The following is a 13,474-nucleotide window of genomic DNA, read 5'->3' as shown; positions in this document are numbered from 1 at the left end:
TCACACGCGCTGGCGGGACCTCGGCCCACGGCTCATGTAGACCACATTGCAGGTTTCGGCGCCGGAGCCAGGATCACCGACGCCCAACCGCCGTTCTCGGCGAATCCTGAGGACTTCGGCAAGGTAGATCACGCCGGATTTCGCCGTGGCGGATCCCGTGGGGGCCGGAGCCGATCGCGCAGCCAAGTCTGCGCGAGCCTCGGCCATCATCAGTCGCCATTCCCGCGCAATGTTGCAGATCAGGGACCACCAGGCCATATCGCAGGGTTCCAGCTGGTGACCTTCGGGAGTGAACATGTGTCCAGCTTGGAAGCCGAAACCGGCCCAAGGGCCGGTTAGGTCAGTTCGGTCATGCGGATCGATTTCGATCATGCTGCAAGCTCTTCCTTGTCGGGGGAGCCTGCAGGGAGGCAAGAGCCAAGCCAGAGTGTTGCACGCAACGAAGGACGAAATGGTAAGTCATTGATACATATGAGCGTGAGAGCTCCTCCGCACCACGTTGCTGCGTAGGGCTATGGAGCGGACATGGATGTCCGTCAACGCAATGCAGAGAAGTTGGTGCAACAGCAATGCCATGCACCTAAGTTGGTGCAGCAGCAATGCTGTGCGCCGAACGTGGTGCAATCGCAACACAATGCAGCGATCCTTGTGCATCGGCAAGGTAATGAACTCCGCTCCGCCCCGGTTCCTAACAAGTTGAGTGACGGTGGATTCGGCTGTAACCGTTCAGAGGCTGGTGGGATCTACGGACGCGTTGGTTAGATTCTGGGCCTGACCGGTCCGCTGCGATCCTTGCTTCAGATTAGATTCGTTGTGCTACTGGATGCGGCGGGACTACGTCAGCGCCCCATCAGTCACCAGGTTGAGCCGCTGGAGTCTGAACGGTGCGCTCGCCTTCCTGAGTAGCAGGGTCGCTCGTGCGCGGGGACCGTAACAGAAGAATTCGACCGTCACCAATGCGTGTTACGGTCGAATATCGATGTTACGGTCCTTTGTATGAACGATCTCGACGCCGCTGCTCGCTACCTCCAATCTCTACTGCCCGATATGGTCGGTGAGCTCGAGTCTTGGCCCAGTTCCAAGGCATGCACTCCGCCCCAATTCCTCGCCAGCCTGTTCAGCTTGGCCAACATTGATCTACTGGGCCGCCGGGTGCTACTGGTCAAATTCTCGACGCAGGCGGAACCGATGCCACCTTCTCGGCTGATCGAGGAGGTGAATCGACTTGCTGAAAAGACGGGTTTGAGGGTCGTTCTCGTGCTCTCGGGCGTGTCGCCCTACATCCGCACCAGACTCGTCGAGTCTCGGGTGGATTTTGTTGTTCCTGGCAGTCAGCTGTTCGCTCCGAGCTTCCTGATGATTCTGCGCGAGCGCGATTTGTCTCCACCGGTGTCCCTGTCCGTTGGTGGGCAGCTGAGCCATCCGGCACAAGCGGTTCTCCTCGCCGCCCTATTGCGGCCCGAATTGGAGAAGCGCGGCATCCCTGGGAGCGTCTCGTGGGCACCGCTCGAGTTGGCGCGCGAGGCAGGCTACTCGCGCATGACCGCCTCGCGGGTCGCCCGCGAATTGGTGGCAGCTAACCTGGTCAGCGCCCAGCGCGAGGGACGGGAGACGAGCCTGCGATTCGTGATGGCGCGCCGATCCTTGTGGGAGGCCGCGCTGCCGCGGCTGCGCTCGCCTGTGCTGCGCACCACCTGTATCGGCAAGGCTGGTCTGGCCATGCTGCCGGCCGATGACTGTCGTGCCTCGGGGGAAACCGGCCTGTCCGTGCTCACCGAACTGGCGGTGCCAGCGCGACCGGTCGCTGCGATCCCGCGAAACTACTTCCGTCGACATCCGGAACCGGCATGGTTTCCCGTGGCCGGCGAGGGCTACGCAGATGTGCAGCATTGGGCCTATTCCACCCGCCTGGGAGGCGCGGGCGCCGTCGTGGACCCGTTGTCCCTGTACCTGTCCCTGCAACGACAGGGCGACCCGAGGCTGGACGGCGCGCTTCGGGACCTCCTTGATGAGGTCTTCGCCTGATCGCTGGCCGGCACGAGATTGGTTGCGTCCAGTTGTCCGCTGGCCACGTAGACACCCGAAACATCGACAAGTACCTAGGCGACGTGTGTAACCTTGCAGTGCTGCTGGTGCCTGGCCAGGTTGTGCCGCTGCCGTTCATATGGCGCAGGATTTGAGAAATCTAGTGGCCCTGGCCGCCGAGGCTCACGTAGGCAGGATGCAGCAAGGCTGATTGTTCCAGAGGCAGAGTCTGCTCCTGGCCGGAAGCGGATATTGGGACGGCCTGCCGGCTGGCCCGGTTGTAACGTCCGCTTTCGACCCAAAGCACGGACGACGACGGGTGTAGCAATACAGGCTGGCGCCCTACGATCTGCCATCGCTCTGGTTCGGCGCAGGATGCCTGGCATGCGCGTTTAGCCCATAGGTTTTACCTTCGTACTGCAGTCTCCGTAGCGCCAGCACATCAGTGCGCGCACTTCCGCGCACCGCCTCCCACTGCTTGCGGCCGGCCGCGGTCAGCACTATGGCGGCGCCCTCGCCCCCCAGGTGCTCGCCGTGCGGTTCGGTATCCGGTCTGCCGTCCCGCCAAGAATACGCGGTCGCCATCATTTCGCCATCGACGTCGTGCCACGTGGTCTGATCCACTGTTCGCCAGTGCAGCTGCTCGGTGATATGCGGATTTATGACCATTTCCCAGGGCGGCATTGCGCCGAACTTGGGCCGCGCTACCAGCTCAACGGGCGAGCCGGTCGGCAGTATGTGCACCAATTTGGTCGGATCTCCCTGCATATTCAAGAGCGCGCCCAGCAACCGCAACTGGCTCCACTCGTAGCGGAAATCCAAGTAGCGGCCGCGGTAGCACGTGATCTCGCCTAGGACGAAGTCCGCGGAGGTGTGATGGGCGACATCCTCGCTAACGCCCTCCAGCCACGCCTCCTCATCACCCCCCCCCTCGGGCAGGACCGGACGCCTGACGAACGCCGGCCGCAGGTCCACGTCGGTACGAAGCCAAGCCGGAGCCAAATTCAACGCGAGCAGCAGGTCATCGACCTGGTCGCCCGGGATGCGGCCGGCGGCCGCCAACTCGCCGGCAACGCGCCGCAAGGCGCGCAGTGCCGCCATCACGTGGGGGTAGAAGAACGCGCTATGCAGGCCAAACATCGACAAGCGGGCGCTCAAGCAATTGATGCCCGCTTGGCCGAAGGCTTCCACGCCGCCCCAGCCGTCGATCAGCTGCTGAACGCGATGACGCACGTGATCCTCGGACACGCCGGCGATCTGGGCGAGCAGCTCAATGGCGTCCGGGAACGGCGCGCTCCAAGCTGCGGGATCGGACACAGACGGGGGGCCGAAAGGCTGTGCTCGCAATTGGTCCGCGCGGTCGGGGGCGCCAATCGGCGGAAGCGCGAAGCTATAGAATGCAGGCATCGGCGTCCTAACCGGATCACTTTCGCGGCCCCAGCGGGTGGCGAGCTGCCGGGCGAGTTCCCCAATGCCAAAGTCGGCATGGGCGATGAGGCCAACAACGAGCGCGACCGTCTCGGATTTGAGCTCCGCGCATGTCGCACTGTGCATCAGCCGCAGGCCGTCGATGACAACGTCGTCCTCGTCATTGGCCAGTAGGCTGAGCATCAGGTGCGCGAACGTGTTCGGATCGGCGGAAGCTAGCGCGAGAGCGGCGCGGCCGGCATGCCAGCGCACGTCGGTCACTGGCAAAGAGAGCATGCGTTCGATCAGGGAGGCAGCGAGGGTGGCGTCCGTCTGCACCGCATCAACGCTCACATCCTCACCAAGTCGGTAGTCGCGCGTACTCGGCAGTTGTTCCTCCACCGCGGCCCACATCGCCGCCCAATCGGGCGACGCCGTGAGCACCGGCCAGATATCGTCAGCATCCCACAGCAGCGCGCTGACCGACTCTTCCCCCCCACTAGCGTGGCGGTGAAGTTGTCATAGGCTTTGTGAAATACCGCCTCGCCTTCCAGCTGCAAGCGTGCCGCGAAGTAGCGGCGCAGCCCGCCACCCCACATCCAAGACCAGCGCGAACTGCCGTCGCCGACCAGTGGATAGGCGGCGACCAGGCGGGTCGCGGTCGTATGATCGCCTGCGGCCAGTGCGCGGTCCACCAGACCGAAGCGGCATTGGTAATCGGCCTGAAGCTTGGGATGGCGATCGAACAGGGCCAGCGCCCCAGGGAGGTCCGCGTCCGGCAGCAAGCGTACAAACGCCATTGTCGCCCCGTAGCTGATTTCCACACCCGTCCTGTCCGTATCGAGAAGCGCGATCAGCTGCACCATGTCTGACACGCTGTCGTAGCGCGTGGGCGAGCTGTGCATCCGGCGACGCAGGTGGGGAACACCCTCCAGGCGTTGCAAGGCGGCGTCGACCGGGCTGGCATCTTCGCCACGTGCGAGCAGCGCGGCGCGTAAGGCCGCCAGCGCATCCGGCCGCACGTCGATCAGTGCGTGTCGCTCAATGTTCTCAAGCAGTCGATTACGCACGCAGCCAACCTGCTCGGGCGCTGCAAGGCGGATGGCCTCTTGCAGGAATTCGCCTTCTTCCGATTCTCGGTAGTAGACTGCGCGGTGGAAGGGCAGGCACAACGCCACCCACAGCTCGACACAGGGCAGAACGCGCGTCGGATCGCGGCGCACGGTGCCTTTCATCAAGCCGTCAATCATCGCCGGGAAGCCGATCAGCTGGTGCGCAAGTAGGGCGTCCCCAACGCTGGACGCTAGTGCTGCGCTGTCAGCGGCGGCCTCGACTACGAGAACATGGGCCAACCGGTGCGCCGCATCGCGCCCTTCGGTGGAGCTCATTCCGATCGCTTGGCGCGTCAGCACACGAACGCGATGAGCCCGGCCGCGCGGGTCTGCCCGGTTGGCGGCTTGCAGCAAATTGGCCCAAAAGGCGTATTGCGGATCCTTCTTGGCCGGCAGGGCGTAGCCCAAGGTCTCCCCGCGCTGCTGCGCAAGCAGCTCGTGCGCACGCTCGGTGCGTCCAATGCGCGCCAAGGCCTGCGCTAGCCGTGCTGTGCTGGCCAGGAACTGGCTCGGGGTCCCAATCTCGCGCTGAGCCAGTAAGGCTTCCAGGCGCACTTGCGCGCCACCAACATCGTTGCTCATCCGGGCCATAGCTTCTGCCACCAAGATCTGCAAAGGCGTGTGGCGACCTCCCTGGTGCGGGTGTTCGCCGAGCACCTGATCGAAGGCCGCCACCGTGCCCGCGAGTTCTGATGCGCCAAGGCGTGAGGCCGATTGGAGCAAGGACCCCAACACCTTGGGCGCTGCCCTCTCAAGCTGCAGGGCGCCGAAATGCTCATCGCCCCCACCCGTGCCGGCCCGGCACACGTAGCGCATAAAGCTGGCACACAGCCGGGTCGCGGAGCCAGCCGCGACGGTGTTCGGGGCGCGTCGACTATGCGCGGCCAACTGCCCGGTCTCAAGGGCGAACTGCTCGAGCGGGCGCAAGATATTGATTCTAGGCGGTAATGTCCGTGGCACCGGCAAGTTCATCCACACGCCCAGTTCAGCAGATTCCATGACAGCGCGAACGACATGGCCTGTTTGGTCTAAGTTTGTAGCGTCGTCCAGCCTGTTCAGCCCTTTGGTCGACGCGCCGTCATACAGTGCGCGCGCTTGCGGGACGAAGCCGCGCCGCACAGCAAGCAGGGCCGTGGCTCGGCGAAGTCCGGGCGATACCTGTGCGAGCGCCGCAGCGTCGGCGACCGCTTCGGCGAGCGCGGCGGTCGCTTGCGCGAGCCTATCCTCACCGTCCGCAAGCAACTGCCGCGCCGCTTGGGCGGCCAGCAGTGCTCTTGCCGTCGGATCTAGGCGAAGGTCGGCGATCAACGCATCCCGGTCAGCCAATGGATTGCGCGCGAGCACGGCCCGCGCCGCGCGCTCGCGCAGCTTCGTGCCAATTTCTTCGGGCTCGCCGGTCGGACCAAGCTCGCGTCGCAGCGCCTCGACGATGCGGTCGATCCCTGCGACGAGCTCGGCGAGCGAGCGAAACTCGCTCGCGCGTTCGGCCCACTGGCCAAATTCGTCCACGCGCATGGAATACCCGCTACTCATACGGCCAATGCCCAGATCGTGCAGCGGTTCGATCTGCTCGAACAAAGTTCGCGCCCGATCCAGGTTGCCCTGCTTCAACCATGCATCTACGACCAAGAAGCCGTCGCCCCCGACTTCGTCGAGAAAATCTTCGCCCTCGTCGAGCCGTCCCAGCGCCAGTAGCGCCCGGATCGATTCGTCCGGTTCGTCGAAAGCCTCGGCGCGCCGAGACATCTCGTCCGCGGCCAGGATTAATGTAAATGCCGCAGTTGGGTCGACCACCATTTGCAGGGAACGAAATGCCAGGCGAATGTCCGCACGAATCTCCGACGCCGCGCGCCCGGCCAGGTATTGCGCGCGTAATAGCGTCGGTGTAGCCAAGGCCAGCGCTTCGACATGTGCCCCGGCGCGCATCAGGTAGCGAGCAGCCAGAAAATGCTGTGGCGAGTTCGCGGGAGCCTGTGCGGCCAAGTTCGCCAGCTTGCGGTAGGCGCTCGCTGAGTAGTCTGCGTCCGGCAGCCCGTAACGCGTGGGCTTGAGTCGGATTAGGAACAGCCGAAAGCTATTGTGGAAGATGGACCATGCCTGGCCTGAACGCTTGAGCAGATGACGGACCTGACGCCAGGTCCGCTCGATGGCAGCTGGTTGATACAGGCTTTCTAGGTCGCGCGGATCCAGCGGTGCTTCGGCCCGAGCCACCAAGCCCAAGATATCGAGCACCTCGTTGTCCTCTCTCAGACCGCGCAAGGTGGCCGCGTACAATTCGTCGATTTCGCCCAGGTACTGGAATCCCTCGCGCAGAATCCGATCACGCGTCGCGTCATCTTCCGCCGCAACCAACGCCTGTAGCAGGTAGTGCGTTGCCAGCGGATGGCCTCGGGTCAGTTCGTGCAAGCGTGGCCGGGAAACCGCCGTCGGCACGCCAAGAGCATCGGCCATGTCAGCGATGGCCGCCACGGAGAGCCCCTGCATTTCGACCCGCCGCTCCGCCACGCTGGCCTGGTCACGTACGGCCGGTGGAATGTCGGGCAGGTCCAAGAGCTGGGTACCCAGGATGAAGAGCACCCCGGCAGGCACCGCTGACGGCAAGGGCAGGTCGGCCAAGAATGATCGCGTCGGCCGCTCTTCGCGCGGCACATGGTCAAGACCGTCGACGATGATCAAGGTGCGCAGGCCGTTCGTGGTAAACCGCTCCCCGGCCTGACCCAGCAAGGCTTCAAGCTCCTCCCGGCGGTGCCTCTCGTTTTCGCTAAGGAATCGTACCCCTTGCAGGCCGGTATTGCGCAGACCGGCAGCCACGTCTTCCAGGAAGTCGGCCGATTCCCCGCGACCGATGCCTTGCGCTCCACCGGGTACGTAGGCAAGGTAACGCACGACCACGAGTTGTGGCTCGGCTTCCAGCGCGATCTGCAGCAGAGTCGACTTGCCTGAACCAGGCGGGCCGACCAACGACACGTAGCCCTTTGGATTGCCTCGTACCACGCGCTGTAGTTGCGCCTCGGTGCTGGGATTGCGTTGCACGGCCACGCCGACAGGGAACTGATGGCGATGTCGCGGCTCGTTCTCAGGCCAGCTCATCTGCTCAAGAAACTCCGCCCGCGTCCACCGATCGCGTTCAGGGACGCGCGCGACTAGGTGCGGGAGCCGATCGGCGATGCGGTCGACTTGTGGCTGGGTTCGGCTCGTGATTCCGTAGAGCGCGGCAAAATTTGGCTGGTCACCGTGCACCAATTCGAGGTGCTGGAAGAAGTCCTCAAACTCGGATTGCTTCAACCCGGCGGCCGCCTGCAGATCGTGCACGAACGGACCCCACGGCGTAGCGCTCCACTCCGCCAGCGACCGGTCCGGATTGCCCTGCCACTCGGCGACGAACTCCCGTGTCGAGCCTCCGTTGCCGACGCGATCAGCGCCTGACGGCGTATCGTCCACCACGACCCGCAGGCGGATGCGCACGTCGGGGCAGCTGGCTTTCAGCTCCTGCCAGGCTTGCAACAGCCCGGGCAGCAAGCCCGACCCACCGGTCAGGAGGGTGGCGATACGAAACGGGTCCGGATCGCGACTGGACTTGAACTGATGGCCGATGACCTCATCGTCGAAGCCGAGTACGACATCGTCAGCGATACCCGCACACCGATCCGCCACACCCACCCAGCGCAACTGACGGGTTTGGAGACCGTGGTAGATGGCGGCGGCCGCGGAGGCGTACTGACGCGTGTAGCCGAACATCGCATTCCGCTCGCCTGCGCCAGGCGCGCGCCGAGTCGGTGTTGTACCGCCAGCGGTACCCTTGCCGCGGTCTACTGGATCAGGGGTGCTCATACCGACATCTTAGAGAATCGTCTTTGCTCAGCACAGGTGCTTGCGCGTCGCTTCGTGGCCCATCAGAACGCAGATCAGTCGACGTGTACCGGGAAGCTATCGCCAGATCCAAAGTCCGCTATTGGCCGGCAATTGTTCTTGCGACCAATGACGCAACTGGCGGAACTGGCGAATGCAGGTGCCAACCTCAGCAGCGGTAAGCAGGCGAGGCGGGGTCTTGGTGGTCATAGAAGATAACTCCGGAGGGGTAGGGAGCCCAGATTAGGAGGGTGCCGAACTTGGAAACACGACAGTCGCCCGACAGGCCCCCGACACAGATCAACTGCCAGGACTTGGCCCAACGAGAAATCCGGGGCAACTGCTTATTCGCCCGTGATGTTCTCCCCGTGCCCCCAGAGGGGGGCGAGGCCCAACTGCCTAGTCACTCACCACAGACCCCATCCTAGACGCGCAGGCGACCCGGGACAGCTCTATGGCGAGGGCTGATGGGAGGTCAATGGCTCCAACTCTGGCAAAACACCCGCAAATTGATGATGCAGTGCATTCATCCATGCCAGAACTGGTTCGCCTGGCCACAGGTGCGCCAGATTCAGAAGGGTTAGCATGGCAAGAGCATTGCTGTTCATGACCACCCCCTCCAGAAGCGAGCCCGGGTAGCCATTTAACTGCCTCGCCAAGGGGTGAATCCCGGCATGGAGATAGGAGTTCAAGCCGACATACAGACATTGTCTGGCTCTGCCCAACAACTGTGATGCTCCTCGGGGCCCAGAGGACTCAAGCTTTGCGAGCATGTCCTGAACGCCAGGGAGCCTCTTTGCCGCTTGCTGACTCTCCAGAGTCAGGGGCGCAAGAAGCTTCTCGATGTCGGTGTCGGTAGCTGCATGACATGCCCAGGTTGCACGCACGAGGGCCTCATACTGGGGCCGGACCAGCGAGATTGCTGACTGGGGCAGGGTAGCGATCAGGGACTGTACTGCCACGGCGTGATCCAGGGACATCTGGCAAAGTGCCGCCACCGCCGTCGATCTTCGGTCGCGTCCATGCTCTATCTCGATCCAAGCGCCTCGAATTTCACCCAAGAGCTCCAAGGAGCCCTCCAGCAAAGACGCCCGATCTTGGTCAGCCGATTGAGGCACAAGTTATCCTAGAATCGTGATCTTCAGGCAAGAGTAACAACTCTTCGATCAGGCAGAGCCCCTCACTTGGCCGGTTGGGCTGCAGCATCTGTTAGTCGCTAATCTCTGCATTGCATCATCCGTGCATCAGCAATTTCTGCGTTGCGTCAGTCGCAAGTCAAATTTTTCTGCAATGGACCGTCTTGCACTGAAATTTTCTTCCTCAAAAGCTGAAATCTCTGCAATGGCACCCTAAGAATGTCTGCGATGAACACTGACCAGAAGGCTGCCGAGGACGGTGTCAGCCAGCATCGCCCGCCTCGCAGCGCTCAACAGCGCCGCTTTCAATCCTGGGTGGCGACTGGAACCCGAGGCGAGTCTATGTGGGTTTTTTTAGATCGCGCCCAACACTAGGTGCTTGATTTGGTTGCGATATGGCCCGGAGTGTTCGTCGCACACCTTCAGCCCGACTGTTAGAGACATGATTCAGAGAAAAAGCACAGTGCAGGGACACGATCCTGCAAACATCGTATGCGCCAGTAGCCTAAACGGACCCCATCAGGTGGTCCAAACCCAACTGCGGGCTGCTGCGCCCTATAGTCCATAGACTATAAAACACCTTTCAGATCAATGCGTTGCGATTGCGCGGCGTTTCTCTGCGTGCTAATTCTGAGAGGCCGCGCTATGCGGAGACCTTTGATCGGCGGAGAAAACAGCTATGGCCTGACGCAAATGGATGCCTTCGGCTAGAACGACGAAAGGTCAGGGCTGCAACCCTGACCTCTCTGGACAACCGGATACTCCGCCGATTGGGGCTAGCCTTTCATGCCTCTCTACTTATGTCAATAGTGGGGCGGGCATCTTTTGCCTCGGGTCCTGAGGGCCCAAGTATGAACTCTCCAATGAGAGCCGCGCGACCTGTTAGAGACCTGGTTGTGAAATCGGGTGAGTTGGTGATGTGCAGCTCGAGACTGTGCCGCATAGTGAGTTGCACAGCGCCTGACAAAATTCATATCCAAATAGAAGGGACTTCAGAGTACCAATGGGTAGGCGTTGGCGATCTATCCTCGTACAACCAGGAGGTCACTAAAAAGAGGATTCGGCACGTCGCCAGTACGGACGCTGCTCAGGAGGCAGTAGCTTTGCAATGGGCAAAAGCGCTCGGAGCAGCGCTGAGGGCGCACGGCGCTAGGTTGTCTAAGCGCACGTGCGATGAAATCGCCGGGAAATTCGATGTTTCGGCGAAGACTGTCAGACGTCGCTGGCGGCTGTACTGCTACAACCCGCTACCGGCATCTCAGTTGCCGAGCCTGCCTGGTCCATCGCCGAAGGCCAGGCTTCTGCCACCCCTCGTGGAGAGCTTGATCGCCGCCGCGATCGACGAGATCTATCTGGTCCGTGAGGCAAGCTCAGTTGCAGCTGTCGTTCGAAGGTGTGCACAGCTCTCGCGGGATGCGGGTGTAGCAGCCCCCAGCTACGCGGCGGTCAAGGCGCGTGTCCGAGCACGAGATCCAATGCAACTGGCTGTGAAGCGCCTTGGGAGCCATGAAGCTCGTGCAAAGCAGGCTCCATCGATCCGAGGCTTGGACACGTCATCCCCCCTTGAGGTCGTCCAAATTGATCACGCAGTCGTCGACTTGATGGTGGTTAGTCCACTGACACGGCAGGTTATCGGGCGGCCGTGGATCACGCTCGCTATCGACGTCTTCACTCGTTGCGTTGTTGGCTACTACATGAGCTTTGATCCGCCCGACCAGACTTCAGTTGCGCTGACACTTGAGCACAGCTGCCTGCCGAAAGAGCGGTGGCTTGAATCCATTGGGCTAGATGGCAAACTCAAGTACTCAATCTTCGGAAAGATGGCTCGAATCGCGTGGGACAACGCGAAGACATTCAAAACAAAGGCGCTGCTCGCGCAATGCGAGCGCTACGGAATTGAGGTCCGTCCCAGACCAGTCCGCAGGCCTCACTACGGCGCCTATATCGAACGCTACATCGGCACGATGATGGGCGCGGTGCATCTCCTGCCTGGGACAACTTTCTCCAACTCAAAGCAGCGAGGTGACTATCCATCGGAGAAGAAGGCGGTACTTACCATCGCGGAACTTGAGCAGTGGCTCGCGCTCCAGATCGCGGGCGTATATCACAACTCTCCGCACAGTGGGCTGGGCGGAAGGACTCCATTGCACGTGTGGGATCAGTCGTGGTCTAGCGAGCAAGGCTCCACCCGCTTTCCCCCTATGATCGGCAACCCTCGCGACTTCACACTAGGCTTCCTGCCGGCCGCCAATAGAAGAATAGGTCGGGCAGGAATTCAGCTGCACTCGCTTCACTATTGGGATCCCGCCCTTTCACCATTCATCAATGATGGTATTGAACATCGAGTGCACTATAGCCAGCGCGACCTCAGCAAGGTGTTCTTGTATGCAGCTGGCGACTACATCGATGTGCCACTACTAGATCGTTCTAGGAACCCATTTTCGCTCTGGGAACTTCGCGACATCCGAGCTCAGATGAAGGAGCAAGGCAGGAAAGCTGCTTCGGAGAGCGAACTGTTTGATGCACTTGAGCGTCAAAGGGAAATCCTGCATCAAGCCGCGACGAGCTCAAAGAAAGCTCGCCGTAAGTTGGCCAAGTTGCCGCCGGTAGTACCCAAGGCGGTCAGAGAAGAAGTCGATTATGCAGAGCCCGCTCTACCAATCCCCTCCAGTGAGGGCCTGGTGGAATGAACCTGCCTGAAGATATCGGTCGCACCCATCCTCATCTAGAGGGCGATCTTCCGTTCGTGCTGAGTTCCCACTCAGTAAGGATTTTGAAGGCTTTGAGCCAGCTTCGCGTGGGCGAGTACCGACGCAGCCGGCCTGTGTGCCTTCACATTGCAGCAGCTGCCGGCAGCGGAAAGAGTCGGCTCCTCAACCACTACATGTCCCAAGTCTCTGCCGTTCGGGAAGCGACGGGGTCGCGTTACAGAGAGGCGATCTTGATCGAGGCACCTTATGACGGCAACTGCATGAAGATGTGCCGGTCCATCATCAATGCGTGTTTGCCCGGGTTTCCCATCCGCAAAACCCAGAACATACACGAGCAGGTCGCTGACGTGTTGCAGGCATCGGGGGTAAAACAGCTTCTGATTGATGAGGCTGGACATATTCTCAACGCTGGGAAATCTGGCCAGCAATACACTCTTGCACTCATCAAATCCATCTGCAATCTGGGCATCACGGTATGCATCGCAACAACGAGGAACATGGTCAATGCGCTGGCTGCAGACGAGCAACTGGCATCTCGGTTCAAAAGGGTTGAGCTTCCCGTTTGGTCAGAATCCAACGAGTTCCGTCAGTTCCTGGCCGGCATTGAAGTCGAGCTGAAGCTTCCTGAGCGTTCCCACCTGGACAGCAAGACCATGATTCGCTGGCTGACAGCCCATGACTGCTGCGTTACCTTCAGATTGTTACATGCGGAGCCGACAAAGCCGACCGCCGACCGATACAACATTTCGCATAATGTATATTATGTTCGCAGGGTGTGGGCCAGACTGGCACAGAGCTTGCCTCGACCCTTGGCCCTGCTGTGGCATGGAGCCTGATTGTGCGTGATCGCAACCTAACCGGCCCTTGGGCCGGTTTTTCGTTTAAGGGTGGCCGACTGGTCACCCCCGAGGGCCGCGAGTTGGAACCGCAGGACCTTGCGTGGTTGTCCCTGCTGGCCGCACAGGCACAGGAATGGCGCCGCATGATGGAGATCGCCCGAGGCGGTCAGAAACGGCCATTCGGGCGTGCGGGCATCGTTGACCTAGCTGAGGTTGCCCATCGCCGCGCAAAGCGGTCTTCCACGGTGATGGCTGGTCCTGACGCCGATCCTGTTGCGGGTGTCCTGCCGGTGCCGGGGCCGAGACCTCGCCAGCGCGTGTGAGGCGCTTCCGTAGGGGCGCCGCCCCTACACCCCGTAGAATGGCCGCCGGATCACTTGGGGGTGCCATAGATG

General features: G+C 61.6%; 8 protein-coding genes. 4 read left to right on the top strand and 4 right to left on the bottom strand.

Annotated features, from left to right (window positions below):
- Positions 1–372 (bottom strand): DUF3653 domain-containing protein, encoded by a 372-nt coding sequence (locus tag ACSYAO_RS10330; protein WP_049463370.1) that lies wholly within the window; start codon positions 370–372, stop codon positions 1–3.
- 624 nt (positions 373–996) lie between these two features.
- Here ACSYAO_RS10330 and ACSYAO_RS10325 point away from each other — a divergent pair.
- Positions 997–2,025: a hypothetical protein gene (locus ACSYAO_RS10325; RefSeq protein ID WP_197655501.1), complete on the top strand. Its 1,029-nt coding sequence runs from the start codon at positions 997–999 to the stop codon at positions 2,023–2,025.
- 342 nt (positions 2,026–2,367) lie between these two features.
- Here ACSYAO_RS10325 and ACSYAO_RS10320 read toward each other — a convergent pair whose 3' ends face one another.
- From ACSYAO_RS10320 to ACSYAO_RS10310, 3 genes are all read right to left on the bottom strand, one after another.
- On the bottom strand, positions 2,368–3,846 hold the full coding sequence (locus ACSYAO_RS10320) for a hypothetical protein (protein WP_440566911.1): 1,479 nt from the start codon (positions 3,844–3,846) through the stop codon (positions 2,368–2,370).
- On the bottom strand, positions 3,783–8,282 hold the full coding sequence (locus tag ACSYAO_RS10315) for an ATP-binding protein (protein WP_440566909.1): 4,500 nt from the start codon (positions 8,280–8,282) through the stop codon (positions 3,783–3,785). Before ACSYAO_RS10315 ends, ACSYAO_RS10320 begins: the two co-directional genes overlap by 64 nt.
- A gap of 563 nt (positions 8,283–8,845) precedes the next feature.
- On the bottom strand, positions 8,846–9,373 hold the full coding sequence (locus ACSYAO_RS10310) for a DUF6988 family protein (protein ID WP_414574386.1): 528 nt from the start codon (positions 9,371–9,373) through the stop codon (positions 8,846–8,848).
- A gap of 1,478 nt (positions 9,374–10,851) precedes the next feature.
- On the opposite strand from ACSYAO_RS10310, the gene ACSYAO_RS10305 reads away from it, so the two are divergent.
- From ACSYAO_RS10305 to ACSYAO_RS10295, 3 genes are read left to right on the top strand one after another with little or no spacing between them, the layout of a single operon-like run.
- The gene (locus tag ACSYAO_RS10305) at positions 10,852–12,219 is read left to right on the top strand and encodes a Mu transposase C-terminal domain-containing protein (RefSeq protein ID WP_197655499.1); all 1,368 of its coding nucleotides are present in this window, start codon (positions 10,852–10,854) and stop codon (positions 12,217–12,219) included.
- Positions 12,216–13,076 (top strand): TniB family NTP-binding protein, encoded by an 861-nt coding sequence (locus ACSYAO_RS10300; protein WP_440566907.1) that lies wholly within the window; start codon positions 12,216–12,218, stop codon positions 13,074–13,076. The genes ACSYAO_RS10305 and ACSYAO_RS10300 overlap by 4 nt, the downstream gene beginning before the upstream one ends.
- Entirely contained in the window at positions 13,016–13,402 is a 387-nt protein-coding gene (locus tag ACSYAO_RS10295; protein ID WP_414574376.1) for a DUF3653 domain-containing protein, read from the top strand. Before ACSYAO_RS10300 ends, ACSYAO_RS10295 begins: the two co-directional genes overlap by 61 nt.
- The last annotated feature ends 72 nt before the right edge of the window (positions 13,403–13,474 follow it).

This window comes from Stenotrophomonas sp. STK16_22, from assembly GCF_051984505.1.
Taxonomy (GTDB): domain Bacteria; phylum Pseudomonadota; class Gammaproteobacteria; order Xanthomonadales; family Xanthomonadaceae; genus Stenotrophomonas; species Stenotrophomonas maltophilia_A.
This window is presented reverse-complemented; position numbering and strand designations above follow the sequence as displayed.

Coding starts and splice junctions, on each gene's coding strand:
- ACSYAO_RS10330 (WP_049463370.1), bottom strand. CDS start 372: ATGATCGAAATCGATCCGCATGACCGAACTGACCTAACCGGCCCTTGG.
- ACSYAO_RS10325 (WP_197655501.1), top strand. CDS start 997: ATGAACGATCTCGACGCCGCTGCTCGCTACCTCCAATCTCTACTGCCC.
- ACSYAO_RS10320 (WP_440566911.1), bottom strand. CDS start 3,846: ATGTGGGCCGCGGTGGAGGAACAACTGCCGAGTACGCGCGACTACCGA.
- ACSYAO_RS10315 (WP_440566909.1), bottom strand. CDS start 8,282: ATGTTCGGCTACACGCGTCAGTACGCCTCCGCGGCCGCCGCCATCTAC.
- ACSYAO_RS10310 (WP_414574386.1), bottom strand. CDS start 9,373: ATGTCCCTGGATCACGCCGTGGCAGTACAGTCCCTGATCGCTACCCTG.
- ACSYAO_RS10300 (WP_440566907.1), top strand. CDS start 12,216: ATGAACCTGCCTGAAGATATCGGTCGCACCCATCCTCATCTAGAGGGC.